Here is a 23,155-nt window from a genome sequence, read left to right as displayed (position 1 = left end):
TGTCCTTCTTCCGGTTAATCGTTTACGTCTGCAGCCTGCCTGGCTGCCTTGCGCGTACGCCTGACCAGTTCCCCGGCCAGCGCCAGATAGGCGACGGCACCACGCGACTGCCTGTCGTAGGCCAGTACCGGCATGCCGTAGCTCGGCGCTTCGGCCAGGCGCACGTTGCGCGGGATCACCGTCTGGTACAGTCGGTCGCCGAAATGGCTGCTCAACTGCTCGGATACCTCGCGGGTCAGGCTGTTGCGCGGATCGTACATGGTGCGCAGCAGACCTTCGATCTGCAGCGCGGGATTGAGTACCGAGCCGATGCGCTGGATGGTGTTGACTAAAGCCGACAAACCTTCCAGGGCGTAGTATTCGCACTGCATGGGGATGATCACGCCATCGGCGGCGACCAGCGCATTGACCGTCAGCATGTTCAGCGACGGCGGGCAGTCGATGAGAATGAAGTCGTACTTGTCGCGCACATTGGCCAGCGCATAACGCAGCCGGCTTTCCTTCATTTTCAGTTCCAGCAACTCGACTTCGGCAGCGGTCAGGTCGGCGTTGGCCGGCAGCAGGTCGTAACCGCCTTCCTCGGAACGCCGCAGCGCCTGGTCGAAACCGCAGCGGTCGGTGAGCAGTTCATATACGGAAAAATCCAGCTGCGCCTTGTCGACGCCACTGCCCATGGTCGCATTGCCCTGCGGGTCGAGGTCGATCAACAGCACCTTGCGCTTGGTCGCTGCCAGCGAGGCGGCCAGATTCACCGTGGTGGTGGTCTTGCCGACGCCGCCTTTCTGGTTGGCAATTGCCAGTACCTTGCCCACTGGGATCTCCTCTAGGGTTATGCCGTACGTCGCAGTATCAACAGATGCCGGCTGGCCTGGCAACCGGGCACCGCCAGTTCCTCGCTGGCCGTCACGGTGAAATCATCGGCCAGTGCCTGCAGCTCGGCATCCGGGTACAGTCCCTTCATCGCCAGCCAGCGGGTATCGGGCGTGCTCAGATGGCGGGTCAGCCCGGTGAAGTCGGCCAGTGAACTGAATGCCCGGGACACTATACCGTCAAATGCCTGTTGCGGGGTAAACGCCTCGACCCGGCTGTTGACCACCTGCAGGTTGTCCAGCCCCAGCTCGAGTTTGACCTGGGTCAGGAAGCGGGTCTTCTTGCCGTTGCTGTCGAGCAGGGTGAATTGGCTGCCGGGCAGCATGATCGCCAGGATGATACCCGGCATGCCGCCTCCGCTGCCCACATCCAGCCACCGCCCGGCGCTGACGAAGGGCAGGATGCTCAGGCTGTCGAGCAGATGCCGACTGACCATCTCGTCCGGGTCACGCACCGCGGTCAGGTTGTAGGCCTTGTTCCATTTGTTCAGCAGAGCCATGTAGGCCAGCAGTTGGCCGGCCTGGTCGTCGCCCAGAGCGATCCCCATCTGCTGCGCACCACGGGCCAGTTGCCCGGCGTGATCAACCATGCCTGTCATGCCTCCTGGGACAATGTGCCGTCGGTCAGCGCATTGCGCTTCTTCAAGTGGATCAGCAACAGGCTGATCGCCGCCGGGGTGACACCGGGAATACGCGATGCCTGGCCCAGGGTCTGCGGGCGGATGCTGGCCAGCTTCTGGCTGATCTCCTTGGACAGGCCATTGAGCGTGGCATAGTCCAGGTCCTGCGGTAGCAATGTCTGCTCATGCTGACGCAGCTTGTCGATCTCATCCTGCTGCCGCTCGATATAGCCGGCGTACTTGGTATGGATTTCCACCTGCTCGGCGGCATCGGCGGGAATATCTGCGGCGCCGGTCAGGCGGCTCAGCGTCTGGTAGTCGACCTCGGGACGGCGCAGCAGATCCAGCAGGTTGTATTCGCGGGTCAGCGGGGTAGCGAAATGCTCGGCAAAGGCCTTGCCCGTCTCGCTGCCGGGCTGCACCCAGGTGCTGCGCAGTCGTTGCTGTTCCGCCTCGATGGCCTCGCGCTTGGCGCTGAACACCGCCCAGCGGGCATCATCCACCAGGCCCAGCTCACGACCGGTTTCGGTCAGGCGCAGATCGGCATTGTCTTCGCGCAGCACCAGACGGTATTCGGCACGGGAGGTGAACATGCGGTACGGCTCGCGGGTACCCATGGTGATCAGGTCATCCACCAGCACGCCGATATAGGCCTCGTCGCGACGCGGGCACCAGCTGTCCAGCCCCTGGGCGCGGCGGGCAGCGTTCAGACCGGCGAGCAACCCCTGGGCGCCGGCCTCCTCGTAACCGGTGGTGCCGTTGATCTGGCCGGCGAAGAACAGGCCGCCGATCACCTTGGTTTCCAGCGAATACTTCAGATCCTGCGGGTTGAAATAGTCGTACTCGATGGCATAGCCCGGACGCAGGATGTGCGCGTTCTCCATGCCGCGGATCGAGCGCACGATCTGCAGCTGCACATCGAACGGCAGCGAGGTGGAGATGCCGTTGGGATACAGCTCATGGGTGGTCAGGCCCTCCGGCTCGATGAACACCTGGTGCTGGTCCTTGTCGGCGAAGCGATGGATCTTGTCCTCGATCGACGGGCAGTAGCGTGGACCAACGCCCTCGATCACCCCGGTATACATCGGCGAGCGATCCAGGTTGTTGCGGATGATCTCGTGGGTGCGCTCGTTGGTATGGGTGATCCAGCAGTTGACCTGCTCGGGATGCTCGTCGGCGCTGCCGGTGAAGGACATCACCGGGATCGGCGTATCGCCCGGCTGGGCAGTCATCTTCGAGAAGTCCACGCTGCGCCCGTCGATACGCGGCGGGGTACCGGTCTTCAGTCGGTCGACCCGCAGCGGCAGCTCGCGCAGGCGCCGGGCCAGGGCGATGGCCGGCGGATCACCGGCGCGCCCGCCGGAGTAATTGTCCAGGCCGATGTGGATCACCCCACCGAGGAAGGTACCGGCGGTCAACACCACGTTGTCAGCGAGAAAACGCAGGCCCATCTGGGTGACCACGCCACGCACCTGGTCCTGCTCGACGATCAGATCGTCACAGGCCTGTTGGAATATCCACAGGTTCGGCTGGTTCTCCAGGGTGTGGCGGATGGCAGCCTTGTACAACACCCGGTCGGCCTGGGCACGGGTGGCACGCACCGCCGGGCCCTTGCGGCTGTTGAGCACACGGAACTGGATGCCGGCCTTGTCGGTGGCCTTGGCCATGGCCCCGCCGAGGGCATCGATTTCCTTGACCAGGTGACTCTTGCCAATGCCGCCGATCGCCGGGTTGCAGCTCATTTGGCCCAGGGTTTCGACGTTATGGCTGAGCAACAAGGTCTTTACCCCCATGCGCGCAGCAGCCAGCGCAGCCTCGGTACCGGCATGGCCGCCACCCACCACGATCACGTCAAAACGATCCGGAAAATCCACCATACACCTCGTTGCCCGGGTTGAGCCGGACGTCGGGAAAAGGGGCTGATTATAGGCGCAGAGCAGAAAAATTGCAGCACTGGCTGAACATTTTTTGAACAGCCCAAGCCAGGGAGAAAATCGGTGCGGGTTAAACAGAATAAACAGAGTAGATATTTAAAAAGATAGTTAATGATGTTGTATATGGGGAGTCTCCAATCTGTTGATAACCCAAAAAATCCCATCAAAACCAATATCTTGCCGAAAGCATAAGCCTGTGGCCGAGCTGCGCATAGCAGGTGTGAACATGGGGGTGCATGCTGTGCATAACTGACCTGGTTGTCCACAGGCGAGTTTTCCCCAGCTTTCGACCCGCAGTTATGGGCAGGGTTGAGGTGGGGTTGTCCACAGGGCTTGCGGTGGGTGATTGCGGTTCGTTGGCAGGGACAACTACGGCTCATTTCCCCTGAACAGTTTCAACTAAAAGTATGAAATTAATAGGCTAGCATTAACCATCAATTACTTTTCAGGAGAACCTCATGAAGCTGTATGTCTACGACCACTGCCCCTTCTGCTGCAAGGCGCGCATGATCTTCGGCCTCAAACAACTGCCGCTGGAGCTGCACACGCTGCTGGAAAACGATGTCAATACCCCCACCCGTCTGGTCGGCAAGAAGACCGCGCCCATCCTGGAAAAGGAAGATGGCAGCCACATGGCCGAGAGCATGGATATAGTGCATTACCTCGACGCCCGCTACGGCCAGCCGCTGGTCACTCCAGTGCCCGACAGTGCAATCAAGGCCTGGCACGACGCGGCCTGGAGGCCGATTCTGCAACTGGCCATCCCACGCCTGGCCGCTGCCGATCTGGGTGAGTTCGCCACCGTCGAAGCCCGCAAAGCCTTCCGCGTGCGCCAGACCAGAAACTTCGGTGATTTCGAGCAGTTGATCGCCAACACCCCGCAGTTGGCGGCCAACGTCGGGCAGCAACTGGCGGAACTGGACAAGCTGTTGGCCGGCCGCGAACACGTCGATGAGGATGACTTCGTGCTCTATCCGTCCCTGCGCATGCTGAGCATCGTCAAGGCGGTCAGTTTGCCGACGGCAGTGAAGGACTATATGCAGCGGATGGAGCGGGACACCGGCGTGCCCCTGCATTTCGATCAGGCGGTGTAAGGTACTTGTGCCAGGCGGGGCCCCCGCCTTTCTTCACTTCCCGATGCAGAAACTCGAAAAGATCCGCCCCAGCAGATCATCGGCGCTGAACTCCCCGGTAATTTCTCCCAGCGCCTGCTGCGCCATGCGCAGATCCTCGGCGAGTAGCTCGCCGGCGCCGGCCAGGGTCAGTTGGTCGTGGCCGTGCTGCAGGAAGTCGGCGGCGCGTTGCAGGGCTTCCAGGTGGCGGCGGCGGGCACTGAACAGGCTTTCGGCGGTCTGTTCGAAGCCCATGCAGGTCTTCAGGTGTTCGCGCAGCAGCTCGATGCCGTCGCCGCTGCGGGCGCAGAGGTGCAGGCTGACGCTGCCATCGGCGGCTGAACGGATGGCCACGGGTTCACCACTGATATCCACCTTGTTGTAGATCAGGGTGATTTTCGCTGGGTCCGGGTGCTGGTCGAGGAATTCCGGCCACAGGCTGTCCGGGTCGCGGGCTTCCGGTTGGCTGGCATCGACCACCAGCAGGATGCGGTCGGCTTCGGCGATTGCCGCCATGGCCCGTTGTACGCCGATCTTCTCCACCACATCATCGGTATCGCGCAGGCCGGCGGTGTCGATGATATGCAGCGGCATGCCGTCGATGTGGATATGTTCGCGCAGGATATCCCGGGTGGTGCCGGCGATATCGGTGACGATGGCGCTGTCCTTGCCGGCCAGGGCATTGAGTAGGCTGGACTTGCCGGCGTTCGGCCGGCCGGCGATGACCACGTTCATGCCATCACGCAGCAGTGCGCCCTGGCCAGCTTCGCGCTGGACCTGGCGCAGTTGTGCCTGCACCTGCCGCAACTGCTCGAGTACATGGCCATCAGCGAGAAAATCGATCTCTTCCTCGGGAAAGTCGATCGCCGCCTCGACATAGATGCGTAGGCTGATCAGCGCTTCGGTGAGCGCCTGCACCCGCTGGGAAAAGGCCCCCTGCAGCGATTGCACGGCATTGCGTGCGGCCTGCTCGGAGCTGGCTTCGATCAGGTCGGCGATGGCCTCGGCCTGGGCCAGGTCCAGCTTGTCGTTGAGAAACGCCCGTTCGCTGAACTCGCCGGGCCGCGCCAGGCGTGCGCCGCTGTCCAGGCAGGTCTTGAGCAGCATGTCCATGACCACCGGGCCGCCGTGGCCGTGCAGTTCCAGCACATCCTCGCCGGTGAAGGAATGCGGGCCGGGGAAGTACAGGGTCAGGCCCTGGTCGAGCACTTGGTCGGCGCGGTGGAAGGCGCCGTAATGCGCGTGACGTGGGGTCGGTGTCAGGCGGCTGACCTGCTGCGCCACCTGCAGGGCGCCCGGGCCGGAAACCCGTACGATACCCACGCCTCCCTGGCCCGGCGGGGTGGCGATGGCGGCGATGGTGTCGGCGTGGTATTGGCGGCTCATGCTCGGGTTCCTGCATCAGGTAGCGAAAGGCAGATGGCAAAACGCCCCGATATCGGGGCGTTTGCGTGTGGTCTGGCGGCGGTGATCAGTCCTTCGCCGCGGCGCCTTCGATCTGTCGGGTAATGTACCACTGTTGCGCGATCGACAGGATGTTGTTGACCACCCAGTACAGTACCAGACCGGCCGGGAACCACAGGAAGAAGAAGGTGAAGATGATCGGCAGCATCTTCATCACCTTGGCCTGCATCGGGTCCGGCGGAGTGGGGTTGAGCTGCTGCTGGATGTACATGCTCACGCCCATCAGGATCGGCAGGATGAAGTAGGGGTCCTTCAGCGACAGGTCGGTGATCCAGCCCAGCCACTCGGCCTGGCGCATCTCGACGCTTTCCATCAGGGTCCAGTACAGGGCGATGAACACCGGCATCTGTACCAGGATCGGCAGGCAGCCACCCAGCGGGTTGATCTTTTCCTTCTTGTACAGCTCCATCATGCCCTGGGACATCTTCTGTCGGTCATCGCCGTACTGCTCGCGCAGCGCCTGCAGCTTGGGTGCGACCCGGCGCATGTTGGCCATGGAACGGTAGCTGGTGGCCGACAGCGGGAAGAACACCAGCTTGATCAGGATGGTCAGCAGGATGATGCTCCAGCCCCAGTTGCCGACCACGCTGTGGATCAGACTGAGTACCCAGAACAGCGGTTGCGCGATCCACCACAGAAAGCCGTAGTCGACGGTCAGTTCCAGGCCGGGAGAGATGGCCTTGAGGCGATCCTGGAGTTTGGGTCCGGCGTAGAAATCAGCACTGATGGTCGCCTGCTCACCGGCGGATACGTTCACTGCCGGGCTGACGAAGCCGACGATGTAATTGCCCTGGCTATCCTTGCGGGTCTGGTAGACATGCTGCTGCTCGGCGTTGGGTACCCAGGCGCTGACGAAATAGTGCTGCAGCCAGGCGATCCAGCCACCGTCCACGGTCTGCTTCAGACGGGTGTCATCCATCTTGCCGAACTTGAGCTTCTCGTAGGAATTGTCGGCACTCCAGTAGGCCGCACCGAGGAAGGTGGCCATGCCGGTGGCGCTGGAGCTGGACGGGTCGCCACTGCGGTCACGCTTGATCTGGCCGAACAGGCTGCCGGTCCAGGCTGAGTCGCTCTGGTTGTCGATCAGGTAATCCACATCGATCAGGTAATCGCCGCGGGTGAAGGTGAAGCGCTTGATGTAGTTGACGCTGTCTTCACTGAAATGCAGGTCAACGATCAGTTGCTCGCTGCCATCATCCAGGCGGTAACTGGTCTGCTCGGCGCTGTACAGCGGACGGCCATTGGCCCGCGCATCCGGACCATTGCGACCGGCCAGTCCGCTTTGTGCGACATAGGTACGGTTGTTGCTCTGCTCCAGCAACTGGAACGGCAGGTCCGGACGGTCCTTGCGCATCGGATAGGCCGGCAGCGACAGGGAAACGATATCGCCACCCAGCGGATTGATCAGCAGGTGCAGGGTATCGGTTTCAACACGGATCAGGTCGCCGGAGGCGGCTGCGGTCTGCACCGGCGTGCTCGGAATGTCGTTGCCACCCGGCTCCACCGCCTGGGGTACATCGCCATCCACGCCATCTGCCGTCGGCAGCGATGGCAGATCGCCGGTGGCGGCGTTCATCTCGGTTTCGCTGGCCGGCAGCGGCGCACCCTGACCGTAGTCATTGTTCCACTGCAGCACCATGAGATAGGTAATCACGAGCAAGGCAGCTATGAGGATGTTTCGTTGCATGTTCATGGTTTATTGGCCATCTGAGAAGAACGGTTGTTCTGGAGTGGTACAGGATCATAGCCACCCGGGTTCCAGGGATGACAGCGAGACAGGCGCCGGACGCTGAGCAGACTGCCCTTGAGAAAACCATGTTGTTCGATGGCTTCCTGGGCATAGCAGGAACAGGATGGGTAGAAACGACAATGACTGGCCATCAGCGGGCTGATAGCGTAACGGTAAACCTTGATCAGTCCGAGTGCGAGGCTACGCATTGGATGACGGGGGTCCGGAATTGCGAGTGCGGTTGTACTTGTCAGCGGCCTTGTTCAGCCGGCGCCACATGTCCTTGAACAGGGCATGCAGCGCAGCATTGTCAAGCTCGCCCAGGCCCTTGCGGGCCAAGACGACAATATCCAGGTTGTCCAGCTCAGTACGATGATGTCTGAACGACTCGCGGGCAATGCGCTTGATCTTGTTGCGATCGACCGCATGCCGGACATTTTTCTTGGCAATGACCAGCCCCAAGCGTGCATGTGCCTGGCCGTTGTGCCGGGCCAGTAACAGGATATTGGGACCTGAGGCCTTACAGGTAGCTCCATCGAAGACGTTCTTGAACTGTGCGGGCGTCAATAGCCGGTGTTCAGGAGCGAATCCGAGATCCACCTGTAAATCCGGTCTTAAGCTGACAGCTTGTGACGGCCTTTGGCACGACGACGAGCCAGAACGGCGCGACCGTTCTTGGTAGCCATACGAGCACGGAAACCGTGGTTGCGCTTGCGCTTCAAAACGCTGGGTTGGAAAGTTCTTTTCATCTTCAGATACCTGAGTAATTCACGACAGAGCCGCTAAGCCCTTTCAAGGGATCGGGAATTCTAGAGAAGAAGGCGCCCGAGGTCAATTTGAATTATTCCCCGACGTCCGAGCGGCTGGCAATGAAATGACAAGCGGACGTAGAACAAGAATACAAAGAGAAAGATTTTTAAAAGATTACTTATGTAGTTCTTAATGAGGCAGCGGTTTTCTGTGGATAACCCCGGCCAGGTCCATCAGGCCGCAGATTTCAGCCCAAGCAAAGGCAGTGGACAAGTTGTGAGAGAGGTGGGCCTGTTGCTGTGCTCCGGCTGTGGATAAGCGGGGCGGATATCCACAGCCGGAATTATCCCCGGTTTGCGCCGCGGTTTGCCAACAGTCTGCTACAGAGGTTGTCCACAGGGTTCATGAGGCCCATCCGGCAAGGGTTTGGGGTAAAAAAGCGGTTGCCGGATGGGCGAAAACATGGCAGCCGGAAATTTGTCACACGGGGCTGCACAAGCTGTGCCCGCGTGTGGATAAGTGAGGGGGGAAAGGCTAGAATGCCTGATGTTTTCGTGGGTTTGCCGACCGGCTTGCCTGCGCGAATCTTTCATCAAGCAACTCGAGCCGTGCAGGCTTGAAGTCGGGGGAATTTAGTGTCTGTTGTACTCTGGCAGCAATGCATAGACTTTTTGCGTGATGAGCTTCCATCCCAGCAGTTCAATACCTGGATCCGTCCCCTGCAGGTGGAAGGCGATAATGCCGAGCTGCGTCTGTATGCACCGAACCGCTTTGTGCTGGACTGGGTCAACGACAAGTATCTGAACCGTATCCAGGAGTTGCTGGATGATCTGTCCCAGGGGCAGGCGCCGCTGGTGTCGCTGCTGATCGGCAGCCGCCGCAGCGCCGCCGCGGTCGCTCCGGCACCGGCAGCGATGAGCTCCCCGGCGCCACGTGCTGAAGAAGCGGCTCCGCCAGCGGCGCCACCCCCAGCTCCTCGTCCCTCGGGCAATGCCCAGGGCTTCCAGCCCGAGCAGGGTTCCCATGACAAGGTGGATGAAGAGGAGCCCCGCGCTCCGCAGCGGGCCGATCAGGCTGGCAATGCGGTGGTCAAGCACACCAGCTACCTGAACCGCAGCTTCACCTTCGAGAACTTCGTCGAGGGTAAATCCAACCAATTGGCCCGCGCTGCGGCCTGGCAGGTGGCGGACAATCCCAAGCATGGCTATAACCCGCTGTTCCTGTACGGTGGTGTCGGTTTGGGTAAGACTCACCTCATGCATGCGGTGGGCAACCATCTGCTGAAGAAGAACCCGGCGGCCAAGATCGTCTATCTGCATTCCGAGCGGTTCGTGGCGGATATGGTCAAGGCGTTGCAGATGAACGCCATCAATGACTTCAAGCGTTACTACCGGTCGGTCGATGCGCTGCTGATCGACGACATCCAGTTCTTCGCCAAGAAGGAACGCTCCCAGGAGGAATTCTTCCATACTTTCAATGCCTTGCTGGAAGGTGGACAGCAGGTGATCCTGACCAGCGACCGCTATCCCAAGGAAATCGACGGTCTGGAAGAACGCCTCAAATCGCGTTTCGGCTGGGGCCTGACGGTGGCGGTGGAGCCGCCGGAGCTGGAGACCCGGGTTGCCATTCTGATGAAGAAGGCCGAGCAGTCGCGCATCGATCTGCCGCACGATGCCGCCTTCTTCATCGCCCAGCGCATCCGCTCCAACGTGCGTGAACTGGAGGGGGCGCTCAAGCGGGTCATCGCCAGTGCGCACTTCATGGGCCGGGACATCACCATCGAGCTGATCCGCGAATCGCTCAAGGACCTGCTCGCCCTGCAGGACAAGCTGGTCAGTATCGACAATATCCAGCGCACCGTCGCCGAGTACTACAAGATCAAGGTGGCGGATATTCTGTCCAAGCGTCGCTCGCGTTCGGTGGCCCGACCGCGCCAGGTAGCGATGGCGCTGTCCAAGGAACTGACCAACCACAGCCTGCCGGAGATCGGCGACGCCTTTGGCGGACGGGACCATACAACTGTGCTGCATGCCACACGAAAGATCGCAGAATTGCGTGAAATTGATGCGGATATCCGCGAAGATTACAAAAACCTGCTGCGGACACTGACCACCTGAGCGTGTGTGCCAAGCAAATTGCCAACCTGCACGAGGTCGAAGGAAGACAATGCAATTTACCATCCAGCGCGAAGCCCTGTTGAAGCCATTGCAATTGGTGGCAGGTGTCGTCGAACGCCGGCAGACGCTGCCGGTTCTGTCCAATGTTCTCATGGTGGTCGATGGAAGCACGCTGTCATTGACCGGTACCGACCTGGAGGTCGAACTGATCGGACGGATCAACCTGGAAGAGCCAGCCGAGCCCGGTGAGATCACCGTACCGGCGCGCAAGTTGATGGACATCTGCAAATCCCTGCCGGATGAAGCCACCATCAACTTCCGCGTCGAGGAAGGCAAGGCTATTCTCAAGGCCGGTCGCAGCCGCTTCACCCTGGCCACCCTGCCGGCCACCGACTTCCCCAATGTGGAAGACGGCGCCGGTGCCATGAGCTTCGCCATCAACCAGAACAAGTTGCGGCGCCTGATCGAGCGCACCGGTTTTGCCATGGCCCAGCAGGACGTGCGTTATTACCTGAACGGCATGCTGCTGGAAATCAACCAGGGCCAGCTGCGCGCCGTGGCCACCGATGGCCACCGCATGGCGATGTGCACCGTGGACGCGAATATCGATTATCAGGAAAAGTACCAGTTGATCGTGCCGCGCAAGGGCATCCTGGAGCTGGCCCGCCTGCTGGGTGAAGCCGACGACCTGATCAATATCGTACTGGGCACCCACCATATCCGCGCCACTACCGGCGACTTCACCTTCACCTCCAAGCTGGTGGACGGCAAGTTCCCGGATTACGAGCGGGTGTTGCCGCGCGGTGGTGACAAGGTGGTGCTCGCCGATCGTCAGTCGCTGCGCAATGCCTTCAGCCGTACCGCGATTCTGTCCAACGAGAAGTACCGCGGCATCCGCCTGATGCTCAGCGATTCGCTGCTGAAGATCCAGGCCAACAACCCGGAGCAGGAAGAGGCGGAAGAAGACGCGGTGGTGGATTATTCCGGCGCGCCATTGGAAATCGGCTTCAACGTCAGTTACCTGCTGGACGTGATGAACGTATTGAGCAACGAGCAGATCAAGATGATCCTGTCCGATGCCAATAGCAGCGCACTGATCCAGGAATCCGAATCCGACGACAGTCTCTACGTTGTCATGCCCATGCGTCTCTGAGCTGTATGCCGCTCAAGAGACTCGCCGTCACCGGGGTGCGCAATCTGCACCCGGTGACTCTCCACCCCTCCCCCCGCATCAATCTCATCTACGGCGCTAATGGCAGTGGCAAGTCCAGTTTGCTCGAAGCCATTCATATTCTCGGCCTGGCACGTTCCTTTCGCAGCACCCGACTGCACCCGGTGATTCAACACGGCCTGGATGCCTGCACGGTATTTGCCGAGGTTGCCCTGCGGGACGGCGTTACCAGTTCCATGGGTATCACCCGCAGCAAGCAGGCTGATTATCAGATCCGCATCGACGGTGAAACTGTCCGCAGCATTGCCCAACTGGCGGAAACCCTGCCGCTGCAACTGATCAATCCCGACAGCTTTCGCCTGCTGGAAGGGGCACCGAAGCAGCGTCGCCAGTACCTGGATTGGGGAGTGTTCCACGTGGAACATCAGTTTCTTCCGGTATGGCAAAGGTTGCAAAAAAGCCTCAAACAACGTAATAGCCTGCTGCGACGTGGTAGAATACAACGTTCGATGCTGGTCCCCTGGGAATCGGAGCTGATCGCGGCCGGCGAACGAATCGATGTATTCAGACAATCCTACCTGCAGCGCTTGAAGCCGGTGTTTGAAGACATACTATCCCGGCTGGTGCCACTCGATGATCTTACCCTGAGTTACTACCGGGGCTGGGACAAGGAAAAGGGCCTGGCTCAGGTGCTGGATGATCAGTTCGATCGCGACAGCCAATTGGGCTATACCCAATCCGGACCGCAACGCGCCGATCTGCGGTTGCGGATCAAGGGCATGAACGCAGTGGATATCCTCTCCCGGGGGCAACAGAAGCTGGTGGTCTGCGCGCTGAAGATCGCGCAGGGATATCTGCTCAAGGAGCATGGAGCGCAACAGGATTGCATTTTTCTGGTGGACGACCTGCCCTCCGAACTGGATGAGTACCACCGCAAGGCGCTCTGCGCTCTGCTGGAAGACCTGCAATGTCAGGTCTTCGTCAGCTGCGTGGAAGCGGAACAGATGCGTGATTGCTGGAAAAACGATACACCTGTGACGATGTTCCACGTGGAACATGGACACATTGTGCGGACCGAATGACGTCTGGAGTAATTGTGAAATGACCGAACAAAAAGCTTACGATTCATCAAGTATCAAGGTACTCAAGGGCCTTGATGCGGTGCGTAAACGCCCCGGCATGTATATCGGTGACACCGACGACGGAACCGGCCTGCACCACATGGTGTTCGAGGTGGTGGATAACTCCATTGACGAGGCGCTGGCCGGGCACTGTACCGACATCAGCATCACCATCCACACCGACGAGTCGATCACCGTACAGGATAATGGCCGGGGTATCCCGACCGACATCCACGAAGAGGGTGTGTCCGCTGCCGAGGTCATCATGACCGTGCTGCATGCCGGCGGCAAGTTCGATGACAACAGCTACAAGGTGTCCGGCGGTCTGCACGGTGTAGGGGTTTCGGTGGTCAACGCCCTCTCTGAGGAGCTGGTGATGACCATTCGCCGGGGGGGCAAGGTATGGGAGCAGACCTACCATCACGGCGTGCCCCAGGCGCCTCTGGAGGCCATTGGCGAGACCGATAGCACCGGTACCCAGATCCACTTCAAACCCTCGGCGGAAACCTTCACCAGCATTACCTTCAGCTGGGATATCCTCGCCAAGCGCCTGCGCGAACTGTCCTTCCTCAACTCCGGCGTCGGTATCCACCTGATCGATGAGCGTACCGGCAAGCGTGAGCTGTTCCGCTACGAAGGCGGTCTGCGGGCCTTCGTCGAATACCTCAACGTCAACAAGACCACCATCAACTCGGTGTTCCACTTTAATGTGCAGCGAGATGATGGCATTGGCGTGGAAGTCTCCATGCAATGGAATGACAGCTTCAACGAAAGCCTGCTGTGCTTCACCAACAACATTCCACAGCGCGACGGTGGCACTCACCTGGCCGGCTTTCGCAGTGCCCTCACCCGCTCGCTGAACAGCTACATCGACCAGGAAGGCCTGTTGAAGAAAATGAAGGTCAGCACCTCCGGCGATGATGCCCGCGAAGGTCTGACGGCGATCATCTCGGTCAAGGTGCCGGACCCCAAGTTCTCCTCGCAGACCAAGGACAAGCTGGTGTCCTCGGAAGTGAAAACCGCTGTCGAGCAGGAAATGAACAAGTTCTTCAGCGACTATCTGCTGGAAAAGCCCAACGAAGCCAAAGCGGTGGTGGGCAAGATGATCGACGCCGCGCGTGCCCGCGAAGCGGCGCGCAAGGCGCGGGAAATGACCCGCCGCAAAGGCGCGCTGGACATCGCCGGCCTGCCGGGCAAACTGGCTGACTGCCAGGAAAAGGATCCTGCCCTGTCCGAACTCTACATAGTGGAAGGAGACTCCGCGGGCGGCTCTGCCAAGCAGGGACGTAACCGCAAGACCCAGGCGATCCTGCCGCTCAAGGGTAAGATCCTCAACGTGGAAAAGGCGCGTTTCGATCGCATGTTGTCTTCCCAGGAAGTCGGCACGCTGATCACCGCACTGGGTTGCGGTATCGGTCGCGAAGAATTCAATATCGAAAAACTGCGCTATCACAACATCATCATCATGACCGATGCCGACGTTGACGGTGCGCACATCCGTACCCTGCTGCTGACCTTCTTCTTCCGCCAGATGCCGGAGCTGATCGAGAAGGGCTATATCTACATCGCCCAGCCGCCGTTGTACAAGATCAAGAAAGGCAAGCAGGAACAGTACCTCAAGGATGACGAAGCGCTGGAAGATTACCTGACCCAGTCCGCACTGGAAGATTCCTACCTGTATGTCAACGAGCATGCACCGGGGATTACCGGCGAAGGACTGGAACGTCTGGTCAATGAGTACCGTGACGTGATGAAGATTCTCAAGCGCGTCGGTCGCCTGTATCCGCAGGAGTTGATGGAACACCTGATCTATCTGCCGCGCCTGTCGAAGGAAAATCTGGCAGACAAGGCGTTCATGGATAACTGGTTGATTTCATTTGAAAAAATGACAAAAGACAACGAGCGTTCCGGCCAGGAATACCTGGTCAGTCTGCGTGAGGACAAGGAACGCCAGCTGTGGCTGCCGGAGGTGGAGATTATCAGCCACGGCCAGGCCAGCTATGTCACCTTCAACCGTGACCTGTTTGCCAGCAACGACTACCGCGTCATGGCCGACCTCGGTGAGAAGCTGCAGAGCCTGTTGGAAGAAGGTGCTTACATTCAGCGTGGCGAGAAGAAGAAGCCGATTCGTTTCTTCAAGGAAGCCATGGAATGGATGATGAATGAAACCGCCCGCCGCCACACCATCCAGCGCTACAAGGGGCTGGGCGAGATGAACGCCGACCAGCTGTGGGAAACCACCATGGACCCGGATAACCGCCGCATGCTGCAGGTCACCATCGACGACGCCATCGCCGCCGACCAGATCTTCAACACGCTGATGGGCGACCACGTGGAACCGCGCCGGGAGTTCATCGAGCAGAACGCGCTGGCGGTGTCGAACCTGGACGTGTGATGCCTGCTTGCAAGTCAGCGTGGTTCCAGAACATCGAGAGGACGTTGAATCAGGAATTGAGGCAATGGCTTCGCTTAACCTCCTGGATGAAACTGAATGAACAGCGCTGATCAAAAACAGGTTCTGATTATTGCCGGTCCCAATGGTGCCGGCAAAACCACCTTTGCCCGCACGTTCCTCGCTCCACTTAAAGACCGGGTCCGTTTCATCAATGCCGATTATATTGCAGCAGGGCTTTCACCTTTTGATCCTGAGCTGGTTGCTGTACGCGCTGGGAAAATAATGCTGGAAGAGGTGGAAAGCTGTTTTCAGCGAGGGGAAAGCTTTGCAATAGAGACCACCTTGTCCGGCAGAGGGTATCTGAAGCATATAAAGCGCTGGCGGGAGGCTGGGTATAAAGTCAGGCTGATGTTCTTGTCGCTTGATGACGTCGGCATTGCTATCCAGCGGGTAGCACGTCGTGTCGCTCATGGTGGGCATAACATACCTGTGCCAGTGATTCAGAGGCGGTTCAAGGCCGGCTTGACGTTGCTGCATAGCGACTACAGGCATGCAGTGGATGAATGGCTTCTGTATGATAATTCCGGAGAAAAGCCTACTTTGCTGCGGCAAGGAGTCAACAAATGAGTGCTCAGAGAGAAAACGCAACGACGTTTGAGCAGGAAATATCAGCTGCCTTACTACGTTCGGCACAACTGGCCCGCGAAGAGGCTATCAAACATGGCACCGGCATTGTGGTTCAGATAGACGGCAAGGTGGTTGAAATTCCAGCCGAAGAACTGAAGAAACAGGCCGAGCAAAAGAACGAAACCTGAACTTGAGCCAGCGCATGGCCCCGCTCCTGTAGGAGATCTATGCTCCCATGCAACTGCGAAGGCTCTCACCCTTCGCCCGCCCCGGGGGCGGGGCTTCTGCAGGAGTGGGGCTGAGTGCAGGCCTGTTGTCTAGCGAAAATCGTCGGTCAGATCCCCATCCCGCAACACCTTCATCTCGTTCTCCTCATAGCTGAAGCCCTTCTCCAGCCGTGCCCTGAGCGTCAGGTCGGTACGCGAGTCCGCGTGTTTGAGAGCCTCGTCGAGGCTGATCGCGCCGGTCTGGACCAGTTCGTACAGATGCTGGTCGAAGGTCTGCAGGCCCAGTTCGGCGCTGCGGCTCATGGCCGGCTTGATCTCGTCCAGTTCGTCACGAGCGATCAGGTCGACGATATAGGGCGTGCGCAGCAGCATTTCCACCGCCGCCACGCGCTTTTTCTGCAGCCCCGGTACCAGCCGCTGGCCAATGACGGCGGCCAGGTTCATGGCGATATCGCCGAGTACCTGGTTGCGGGCTTCCTTGGGGAACAGGTTGACCATGCGCTCGACCGCCTGTGAGGCGTTGGTGGCGTGCAGGGTGGCCAGCACCAGGTGTCCGGTATCGCTGTAGTGCAGGGCGTGCTGCATGGTCTCCAGATCGCGGATCTCGCCGATCATGATCACGTCCGGCGATTCGCGCAGCACGTTACGCAGTGCCTCCGAGAAGCTCAGCGTGTCCAGGCCCACTTCACGCTGGTCGATGATCGCCAGCTGATGGCGGTGCAGGAACTCGATGGGGTCCTCGATGCAGACGATATGCCCGGCCCGGTGCGCTGCACGGTAATCGAGCATGGAGGCCAGGGTGGTCGACTTGCCGGAGCCGGCGGCGCCAACTACCAGGATCAGGCCGCGGTCGAGCATCACCAGCTGCTCCAGTTCACTGGGCAGGCCCAGCTCGGCGATGCGCGGGATCTGGTGATTGATATGCCGCACCACCATCGCCACTTCGCCGCGTTGGTAATACACATTGATGCGGAAGCGACCGGCATTGGGCACGCCCACCGCCAGGTTCATTTCCAGATTGCGCTCGAACTCGGCGATCTGTTTCTGGCTCAGCAGCTGATAGGCCAGCTGCTTGACCGAACCCGGTGGCAGCGGCTGTTTTTCCAGTTGATGATACTGGCCCTCGCGCTTGAGGGTGACCGGCGCGCCGACACTGAAGAACAGGTCCGAGCCGTTACGCTCGGACAGGGCATGCAGATAGCGGAATACATCCATATGAACGCGGCGTCCTGGCTGTGTGAGTGGTCAGCGTAGCTCAGCTGCCCTGGATTTCCCGCATCGCCTGCTGCACCCAGGCCTCGGCCTGCTTGTTGACCTCGACGATGGAGCGTGGGTCCGGGCCCTTGGGATAGATCGCCGGGCCTATCTTCACCTGCACCGTGCCGGGGCGTTTGCCCCAACCACGCTTGGGCCAGAACTCGCCGGCGTTGTGCGCCACCGGTACCACCGGGGCGTTGTTGGCACAGGCCAGGGCGGCGCCGCCGCGGGTGAACTTGATCGGCTGCCCCGGCAGCACCCGCGTGCCCTCGGGGAATACCAGCACCCAGACCCCGTCACGCAGCCGCTCGCCACCGATACGGTTGAGCTGCTGCAGCGAGCTGCGCGCCTTGCTGCGATTGATGGCAATCGGCTTGAGCAGGGCGAAGGCCCAGCCGAAGAAGGGCACGTACAGCAGTTCCTTCTTGATCAGTTGGGTCTGCGGACGGAACACCTGCTGCAGGAAGAAGGTTTCCCAGGTGCTTTGATGGTTGGCCAGGATCACTCCGGCCTGATCGGGAATGTTCTCCACCCCGCTGACTTCGTAGCGAATGCCTACCAGATGCCGGGTCAGCCAGATGGCCATGCGGCACCACCATTCCAGCACCACCTTGAAGCGGGTGCGATAGGGCATGAACGGGCCGATCAGCAGCATCAGCAGCCCCCAGATCACGGCACTGGTGGACAGCAGCAGGTAGAACAGGGTGACACGCAGGGCCATCAGCACGGGCATGGGTCAGGCTTCCAGCAGGTGGCTGGCCACGGCGGCCAGATCATCGAAGACAAGGGTACCGGCGGGCAGCGGTCTGGATTCTGTCACCAGGCCCTTGCCGGTACGCACCAGGTAGGGCTGGCAGCCCATCGCTGCGCCAGCCTGCAGGTCACGCAGGCTGTCGCCGACGGTCGGCACGCCAGCCAGGGAAACATCGTAATGCTCGGCAATCTGTCGGAACAGGCCGGACAGCGGCTTGCGGCAATCGCAACCATCGTCCGGGCCATGCGGGCAATGGCGGATCAGGTCGACCCGTCCACCCTGCTCCGCCACCAGCTCGCGCAGGCGCTGGTGCATGGCTTCCAGCGTCTGCTCGGTGAAGTAGCCACGAGCCAGGCCGGACTGGTTGGTGGCCACCGCCACTGTCCAGCCGGCCCGGCTCAGCCGCGCAATGGCCTCGATCGAGCCGGGCAACGGGATCCACTCCTCGACGGATTTGACGAAGGCGTCGGAGTCTTCATTGATGACCCCATCGCGGTCGAGAATGATCAGCTTCATCCGAGCAGCGAAATATCAGCGACACCGAGGAACAGGCCACGCAGCTGGGCCAGCAGCGCGTAGCGGTTGGCCTTGACCTGCGGGTCCTCGGCGTTCACCAGCACCTGGTCGAAGAAGGCGTCCACCGGCTCGCGCAGGGCCGCCAGCTGTTCCAGGGTGCCCTGATACTGCCGTTCGGCGGCCAGCGGCGTGACGGCGCTGCGAGCTGCCTGCACGGCCGTGGCCAGCGCCTGTTCGGCGGCTTCGCCGAGCAGCGCTGGATCGATGTCGCCGGGCACGGCCACGTCGGCCTTGGCCAGGATGTTCGAGACGCGCTTGTTGGCGGCGGCCAGCGCCTCGGCTTCGGGCAACCGGCGGAACGCCTGTACCGCCTGCACGCGCTGGTCGAAGTCCAGTGGCGAATCCGGATGCACGGCACGCACCGACTGGTATACGGCGACATCGATGCCTTCATCCTCGTAGCGGGCCCGCAGGCGGTCGAAGATGAAGTCCTGCAGCTGGTCTACCAGGCCATCGCTGGTCACCGCCGTACCGTACTGGTTGACCGCGGTCTGCAGGGCGGTGTGCAGGTCCAGCTCCAGGCGCTTCTCGATCAGGATGCGCAGTATGCCGAGGGCGGCGCGGCGCAGGGCGTAGGGGTCCTTGCTGCCGGTGGGCAGCATGCCGATGCCGAAGATACCGGCCAGGGTATCGAGCTTGTCGGCCAGCGCCACTGCGGCGCCGGTCAGGGTGCTCGGCAGTTCGGCGCCGGCGCCGCGCGGCATGTACTGCTCGTTCAGCGCCAGCGCCACATCCTCGGCCTCACCGTCGTGGCGGGCGTAGTAGTAACCGGCGATGCCCTGCAGCTCGGGGAATTCGCCGACTATCTCGCTGGCCAGGTCGCACTTGCTCAGCAGGCCGGCGCGCGCGGCATTGGCCGGCTCGCCGCCGATGCTCTCGGCAATGAACGCGGCCAGGCTGGAAACCCGCAATGCCTTGTCGTAGACGCTGCCCAGCTGAGCCTGGAACACCACGTTGGCCAGCCGCTGGTTGTTACGCTCCAGCGGGTGTTTCTGGTCCTGCTGGAAGAAGAACTCGGCATCGGTCAGGCGCGGGCGCACCACCTTCTCGTTACCGGCGACGATCTGTGCCGGGTCGCTGCTGTCGATATTGGCCACGGTGATGAAGCGCGGCAGCAACTTGCCGTTGGCATCCAGCAGGCAGAAATACTTCTGGTTGTCCTGCATGGTGGAGATCAATGCTTCCTGCGGCACCTCGAGGAAACGCTCCTCGAAGCTGCATACCAGTGGCACCGGCCATTCGACCAGTGCGGTCACTTCATCCAGCAGGTCATCGGGGACGATGGCAGTGCCCTGCTGCTCGGCGGCCAGTTCGGCGACGCGCTGGCGGATCAGTTCGCGGCGCTCATTGAAATCGGCGATCACGTGCGCCTGGCGCAGCTCATCGGCATAGCTGGCCGGTGTACTGATCTGCACGGCCTGCGGGTGATGGAAGCGGTGCCCGTAGGAATGCTGGCCGGCCTGTTGCGACAGAATGGTACAGGGAATCAGCTGCTCGCCCTGCAGCATCACCAGCCACTGGGTCGGACGCACGAACTCGGTCTTGCCGGCGCCCCAGCGCATGCGCTTGGGAATCGGCAGGGCGGCCAGGGCACCATCGACGATACCCGGCAGCAGCTCGCTGGCCTGCTGGCCGGGGATGCTTTGCACGAAACGCAGGCGCGGGCCGCTCTGGTCCAGCTCGCTCAGCTCGACGCCGCATTTGCGGGCAAAGCCCAGCGCTGCCTGGGTCGGGTTGCCCTCGGCATCGAAGGCGGCCTTTACCGGTGGGCCGTCCAACTGCTGGGTGCGATCGGGTTGTTCGCTGTCCAATTGTTCGACCAGCACCGCCAGGCGCCGCGGCGCCGCGTAGTAACGTGCCGCCTGGTAGCCCAGGCCGGCTTCGGCCAGGCCCTTCTCGACTCCGGCGAGGAAGGCTTCACCAAGCGATTTCAGCGCCTTGGGGGGCAGCTCTTCGGTGCCCAGTTCAACCAGAAAATCCTGTGCCTGCATCATTCGGCCTCCTTCAGTTTGGCCAGTACTTCGTCACGCAATTCGGGGCTGGCCATGGGGAAGCCGAGCTTGGCGCGGGCATGCAGATAGGCATGGGCGATCGAGCGGGCCAGGGTACGCACGCGCAGGATATAGCGCTGGCGCTCGGTCACCGAAATGGCCCGCCGCGCATCCAGCAGGTTGAAGGTATGCGAGGCCTTCATCACCATCTCGTAGGCCGGCAGCGGCAGCTCGGCCTCGATCAGCCGGTTGGCTTCGCTCTCGTAGAAGCTGAACAGCTCGAACAGCTTGTCGACATTGGCGTGCTCGAAGTTGTAGGTCGACTGCTCCACCTCGTTCTGGTGGAACACATCGCCATAGGTGACCTTGCCGAACGGGCCATCGGAGTAGACCAGATCGTAGACCGAGTCCACGCCCTGCAGATACATGGCCAGGCGTTCCAGGCCGTAGGTGATCTCGCCGGTGACCGGATAGCACTCGACGCCACCGACCTGCTGGAAGTAGGTGAACTGGGTGACTTCCATGCCGTTGAGCCAGACTTCCCAACCCAGGCCCCAGGCGCCCAGGGTTGGCGATTCCCAGTTGTCCTCGACGAAGCGGATATCGTGCACCAGCGGATCGATACCGATGTGCCGCAGCGAATCCAGGTACAGCTCCTGGATATTGTCCGGGTTCGGCTTGAGCACCACCTGGAACTGGTAGTAGTGCTGCAGGCGGTTGGGGTTCTCGCCATAGCGGCCATCGGCGGGACGGCGGCTGGGCTGGACATAGGCGGCGTTCCAGATTTCCGGGCCGATGGAGCGCAGGAAGGTCGCGGTATGGAAGGTTCCGGCGCCCACCTCCATGTCATAGGGCTGCAGTAGCACGCAGCCCTGCTCCGCCCAGTAGCTTTGCAGGGCCAGGATCAGGCCCTGGAAGGTCTGGGCGGCGGGATTTGTCTGAGTCACGTTTTTCACCGGTCAACTGTGAGCAAAGGCCGAAGTATACAATCCCGGCGGGGCGGCATACAGCATGGCTGGCTATTTGTCTCAGCTGATGACCCGATAGCACGGCTGGTAGGCGGTGCCGTTGGGCAGCTTCATGCGTTGCTGGTCGACGAAGGCCTGCAGCAGCGCGCCCAGTGGCTGCATGATTTCCCGGTCGCCGTGCAGCTCATAGGGCCCATGCGCCTCGATCCGGCGGATGCCATGTTCCTTGACGTTGCCGGCAACGATGCCGGAGAACGCCCGGCGCAGGTTGGCCGCCAGCTCGTGCGGCGGCGTGCTGCGGCGTAGCTCCAGCGCCGCCATGTTCTCGTGGGTCGGGTCGAACGGGCGCTGGAAGCCTTCCTCGACCTTGAGCAGCCAGTTGAAATGAAACGCATCGTTGCGCTCGCGGCGGAACTGCTCCACCGCGGCCAGGCCCTGTTTCATCTTGCGTGCCACCAGGATTGGGTCCTCGATGATGATCTCGTAGCGCGCCTGGGCCTGCGGGCCGAGGGTGGCACCGACGAACTCATGCAACTGCTGCAGGTAGGCGGTAGCGCTGCGCGGCCCGGTGAGGATCAGCGGGAATGGCAGCTCGGCATTGTCCGGATGCAGCAGGATGCCCAGCAGGTAGAGGAACTCCTCGGCGGTACCGACACCACCGGGGAAGATGATGATGCCGTGGCCGATGCGGATGAAGGCCTCCAGGCGCTTCTCGATATCCGGCAGGATCACCAGCTCGTTGACGATCGGATTGGGCGCCTCGGCGGCGATGATTCCCGGCTCGGTCAGCCCCAGGTAGCGGCCGTCGATCACCCGCTGCTTGGCATGGGCGATGGTCGCGCCCTTCATCGGCCCCTTCATCACCCCCGGCCCGCAGCCAGTGCAGATGTTCAGGTTGCGCAGGCCCAGTTCGTGGCCGACCTTCTTGCTGTACTTGTACTCCTCGGCATCGATCGAATGGCCACCCCAGCACACCACCATCTTCGGCTCGATGCCGGGCGTCAGTGCCCGGGCGTTGCGCAGCAGGTGAAATACGTAGTCGGTGATGCCGTTGGAGCTGTCCAGGTCGGCACGTTTGTTGTGTTGTTCGCTCTCGGTATAGACGATATCGCGCAGGGCGCTGAACAGCATCTCCCGGGTACTGGAGATCATGTGTCCATCGACGAAGGCATCAGCCGGCGCATTGCGCAGCTCCAGGCTCACGCCCCGATCGAGCTGGTGGATGTGCACCTCGAAATCGGCATAGGCCTCGAGAATGGTCTTGGCATTGTCCACTCGTGCACCTGTGTTGAGGATCGCCAGCGCGCACTGGCGGAACAGCTGGTAGGTGCTTCCGGAGCCGACTTCGCTCAACTTCTGCACTTCACGCTGGGACAGGATCTCCAGACTGCCCCGGGGGGTTACGGAAACATTGACGACGTGTCTTGGCATTATTTCTTCCAGGTTGGACAGGAATGCCCATCTTACTCCACG

General features: G+C 61.0%; 21 protein-coding genes. 7 read left to right on the top strand and 14 right to left on the bottom strand.

Annotation, left to right across the window (positions count from 1 at the left end; genetic code table 11):
* Positions 1-14: 14 nt before the first annotated feature.
* From H6X51_RS02035 to mnmG, 3 genes are read right to left on the bottom strand one after another with little or no spacing between them, the layout of a single operon-like run.
* A complete protein-coding gene (locus H6X51_RS02035; protein ID WP_185265854.1) occupies positions 15-812 on the bottom strand; it encodes a ParA family protein in 798 nt (265 codons plus the stop codon).
* 17 nt (positions 813-829) lie between these two features.
* The gene (rsmG, locus tag H6X51_RS02030; protein ID WP_185265853.1) at positions 830-1,468 is read right to left on the bottom strand and encodes a 16S rRNA (guanine(527)-N(7))-methyltransferase RsmG; all 639 of its coding nucleotides are present in this window, start codon (positions 1,466-1,468) and stop codon (positions 830-832) included.
* Positions 1,465-3,363, bottom strand: coding sequence for a tRNA uridine-5-carboxymethylaminomethyl(34) synthesis enzyme MnmG (gene mnmG, locus H6X51_RS02025; RefSeq protein ID WP_185265852.1), 1,899 nt, complete (start codon positions 3,361-3,363; stop codon positions 1,465-1,467). The genes rsmG and mnmG overlap by 4 nt, the downstream gene beginning before the upstream one ends.
* Positions 3,364-3,881: 518 nt before the next feature.
* On the opposite strand from mnmG, the gene grxB reads away from it, so the two are divergent.
* The gene (gene grxB / locus H6X51_RS02020; RefSeq protein ID WP_185265851.1) at positions 3,882-4,517 is read left to right on the top strand and encodes a glutaredoxin 2; all 636 of its coding nucleotides are present in this window, start codon (positions 3,882-3,884) and stop codon (positions 4,515-4,517) included.
* Between the two features lie 33 nt (positions 4,518-4,550).
* Here the strand turns inward: grxB and mnmE are convergent, their stop codons facing one another.
* From mnmE to rpmH, 5 genes are all read right to left on the bottom strand, one after another.
* Positions 4,551-5,921: a tRNA uridine-5-carboxymethylaminomethyl(34) synthesis GTPase MnmE gene (gene mnmE / locus H6X51_RS02015; protein WP_185265850.1), complete on the bottom strand. Its 1,371-nt coding sequence runs from the start codon at positions 5,919-5,921 to the stop codon at positions 4,551-4,553.
* 85 nt (positions 5,922-6,006) lie between these two features.
* Entirely contained in the window at positions 6,007-7,692 is a 1,686-nt protein-coding gene (gene yidC, locus H6X51_RS02010; RefSeq protein ID WP_185265849.1) for a membrane protein insertase YidC, read from the bottom strand.
* On the bottom strand, positions 7,689-7,937 hold the full coding sequence (gene yidD, locus H6X51_RS02005; protein ID WP_185265848.1) for a membrane protein insertion efficiency factor YidD: 249 nt from the start codon (positions 7,935-7,937) through the stop codon (positions 7,689-7,691). Before yidD ends, yidC begins: the two co-directional genes overlap by 4 nt.
* Positions 7,930-8,328, bottom strand: a complete 399-nt coding sequence (rnpA, locus tag H6X51_RS02000; protein ID WP_185265847.1) for a ribonuclease P protein component — start codon at positions 8,326-8,328, stop codon at positions 7,930-7,932. Before rnpA ends, yidD begins: the two co-directional genes overlap by 8 nt.
* Before the next feature lie 14 nt (positions 8,329-8,342).
* On the bottom strand, positions 8,343-8,477 hold the full coding sequence (rpmH, locus tag H6X51_RS01995) for a 50S ribosomal protein L34 (protein WP_074779021.1): 135 nt from the start codon (positions 8,475-8,477) through the stop codon (positions 8,343-8,345).
* Positions 8,478-9,113: 636 nt separating this feature from the next.
* On the opposite strand from rpmH, the gene dnaA reads away from it, so the two are divergent.
* From dnaA to H6X51_RS01965, 6 genes are all read left to right on the top strand, one after another.
* A complete protein-coding gene (gene dnaA / locus H6X51_RS01990) occupies positions 9,114-10,595 on the top strand; it encodes a chromosomal replication initiator protein DnaA (protein WP_185265846.1) in 1,482 nt (493 codons plus the stop codon).
* A gap of 49 nt (positions 10,596-10,644) precedes the next feature.
* Positions 10,645-11,748: a DNA polymerase III subunit beta gene (gene dnaN, locus H6X51_RS01985; RefSeq protein WP_185265845.1), complete on the top strand. Its 1,104-nt coding sequence runs from the start codon at positions 10,645-10,647 to the stop codon at positions 11,746-11,748.
* A gap of 5 nt (positions 11,749-11,753) precedes the next feature.
* On the top strand, positions 11,754-12,848 hold the full coding sequence (gene recF / locus H6X51_RS01980; RefSeq protein WP_185265844.1) for a DNA replication/repair protein RecF: 1,095 nt from the start codon (positions 11,754-11,756) through the stop codon (positions 12,846-12,848).
* A gap of 19 nt (positions 12,849-12,867) precedes the next feature.
* The gene (gene gyrB, locus H6X51_RS01975) at positions 12,868-15,282 is read left to right on the top strand and encodes a DNA topoisomerase (ATP-hydrolyzing) subunit B (protein WP_185265843.1); all 2,415 of its coding nucleotides are present in this window, start codon (positions 12,868-12,870) and stop codon (positions 15,280-15,282) included.
* A 96-nt stretch (positions 15,283-15,378) separates the two neighbouring features.
* On the top strand, positions 15,379-15,909 hold the full coding sequence (locus tag H6X51_RS01970) for a zeta toxin family protein (RefSeq protein ID WP_185265842.1): 531 nt from the start codon (positions 15,379-15,381) through the stop codon (positions 15,907-15,909).
* A complete protein-coding gene (locus H6X51_RS01965) occupies positions 15,906-16,097 on the top strand; it encodes a hypothetical protein (protein WP_185265841.1) in 192 nt (63 codons plus the stop codon). Before H6X51_RS01970 ends, H6X51_RS01965 begins: the two co-directional genes overlap by 4 nt.
* A gap of 129 nt (positions 16,098-16,226) precedes the next feature.
* Here H6X51_RS01965 and H6X51_RS01960 read toward each other — a convergent pair whose 3' ends face one another.
* From H6X51_RS01960 to ppnN, 6 genes are all read right to left on the bottom strand, one after another.
* Entirely contained in the window at positions 16,227-17,351 is a 1,125-nt protein-coding gene (locus H6X51_RS01960) for a PilT/PilU family type 4a pilus ATPase (protein ID WP_185265840.1), read from the bottom strand.
* A 40-nt stretch (positions 17,352-17,391) separates the two neighbouring features.
* A complete protein-coding gene (locus H6X51_RS01955; protein WP_185265839.1) occupies positions 17,392-18,126 on the bottom strand; it encodes a lysophospholipid acyltransferase family protein in 735 nt (244 codons plus the stop codon).
* A 3-nt stretch (positions 18,127-18,129) separates the two neighbouring features.
* Complete coding sequence (gene gmhB / locus H6X51_RS01950) at positions 18,130-18,663, bottom strand: D-glycero-beta-D-manno-heptose 1,7-bisphosphate 7-phosphatase (protein ID WP_185265838.1); 534 nt, start codon at positions 18,661-18,663, stop codon at positions 18,130-18,132.
* Complete coding sequence (gene glyS, locus H6X51_RS01945) at positions 18,660-20,714, bottom strand: glycine--tRNA ligase subunit beta (protein ID WP_185265945.1); 2,055 nt, start codon at positions 20,712-20,714, stop codon at positions 18,660-18,662. The genes gmhB and glyS overlap by 4 nt, the downstream gene beginning before the upstream one ends.
* A complete protein-coding gene (gene glyQ / locus H6X51_RS01940; RefSeq protein WP_185265837.1) occupies positions 20,714-21,661 on the bottom strand; it encodes a glycine--tRNA ligase subunit alpha in 948 nt (315 codons plus the stop codon). The genes glyS and glyQ overlap by 1 nt, the downstream gene beginning before the upstream one ends.
* An 81-nt stretch (positions 21,662-21,742) precedes the next feature.
* Positions 21,743-23,113, bottom strand: coding sequence for a nucleotide 5'-monophosphate nucleosidase PpnN (ppnN, locus tag H6X51_RS01935; RefSeq protein WP_221627169.1), 1,371 nt, complete (start codon positions 23,111-23,113; stop codon positions 21,743-21,745).
* Positions 23,114-23,155: the final 42 nt, after the last annotated feature.

The organism is Halopseudomonas xiamenensis (assembly GCF_014219065.1).
Taxonomy (GTDB): Bacteria; Pseudomonadota; Gammaproteobacteria; order Pseudomonadales; family Pseudomonadaceae; genus Halopseudomonas; species Halopseudomonas xiamenensis.
The sequence above is the reverse complement of the archived record's forward strand: the minus strand, read 5'-3'. Positions and strand labels throughout refer to the sequence as shown.

Bases quoted from the DNA above. Each gene is read 5' to 3' on its own strand.
- rsmG (WP_185265853.1), bottom strand. From the start codon at position 1,468: ATGACAGGCATGGTTGATCACGCCGGGCAACTGGCCCGTGGTGCGCAG.
- grxB (WP_185265851.1), top strand. From the start codon at position 3,882: ATGAAGCTGTATGTCTACGACCACTGCCCCTTCTGCTGCAAGGCGCGC.
- mnmE (WP_185265850.1), bottom strand. From the start codon at position 5,921: ATGAGCCGCCAATACCACGCCGACACCATCGCCGCCATCGCCACCCCG.
- yidC (WP_185265849.1), bottom strand. From the start codon at position 7,692: ATGAACATGCAACGAAACATCCTCATAGCTGCCTTGCTCGTGATTACC.
- yidD (WP_185265848.1), bottom strand. From the start codon at position 7,937: ATGCGTAGCCTCGCACTCGGACTGATCAAGGTTTACCGTTACGCTATC.
- rpmH (WP_074779021.1), bottom strand. From the start codon at position 8,477: ATGAAAAGAACTTTCCAACCCAGCGTTTTGAAGCGCAAGCGCAACCAC.
- dnaN (WP_185265845.1), top strand. From the start codon at position 10,645: ATGCAATTTACCATCCAGCGCGAAGCCCTGTTGAAGCCATTGCAATTG.
- recF (WP_185265844.1), top strand. From the start codon at position 11,754: ATGCCGCTCAAGAGACTCGCCGTCACCGGGGTGCGCAATCTGCACCCG.
- gyrB (WP_185265843.1), top strand. From the start codon at position 12,868: ATGACCGAACAAAAAGCTTACGATTCATCAAGTATCAAGGTACTCAAG.
- H6X51_RS01970 (WP_185265842.1), top strand. From the start codon at position 15,379: ATGAACAGCGCTGATCAAAAACAGGTTCTGATTATTGCCGGTCCCAAT.
- H6X51_RS01965 (WP_185265841.1), top strand. From the start codon at position 15,906: ATGAGTGCTCAGAGAGAAAACGCAACGACGTTTGAGCAGGAAATATCA.
- H6X51_RS01960 (WP_185265840.1), bottom strand. From the start codon at position 17,351: ATGGATGTATTCCGCTATCTGCATGCCCTGTCCGAGCGTAACGGCTCG.
- H6X51_RS01955 (WP_185265839.1), bottom strand. From the start codon at position 18,126: ATGCCCGTGCTGATGGCCCTGCGTGTCACCCTGTTCTACCTGCTGCTG.
- gmhB (WP_185265838.1), bottom strand. From the start codon at position 18,663: ATGAAGCTGATCATTCTCGACCGCGATGGGGTCATCAATGAAGACTCC.
- glyS (WP_185265945.1), bottom strand. From the start codon at position 20,714: ATGCAGGCACAGGATTTTCTGGTTGAACTGGGCACCGAAGAGCTGCCC.
- ppnN (WP_221627169.1), bottom strand. From the start codon at position 23,113: ATGCCAAGACACGTCGTCAATGTTTCCGTAACCCCCCGGGGCAGTCTG.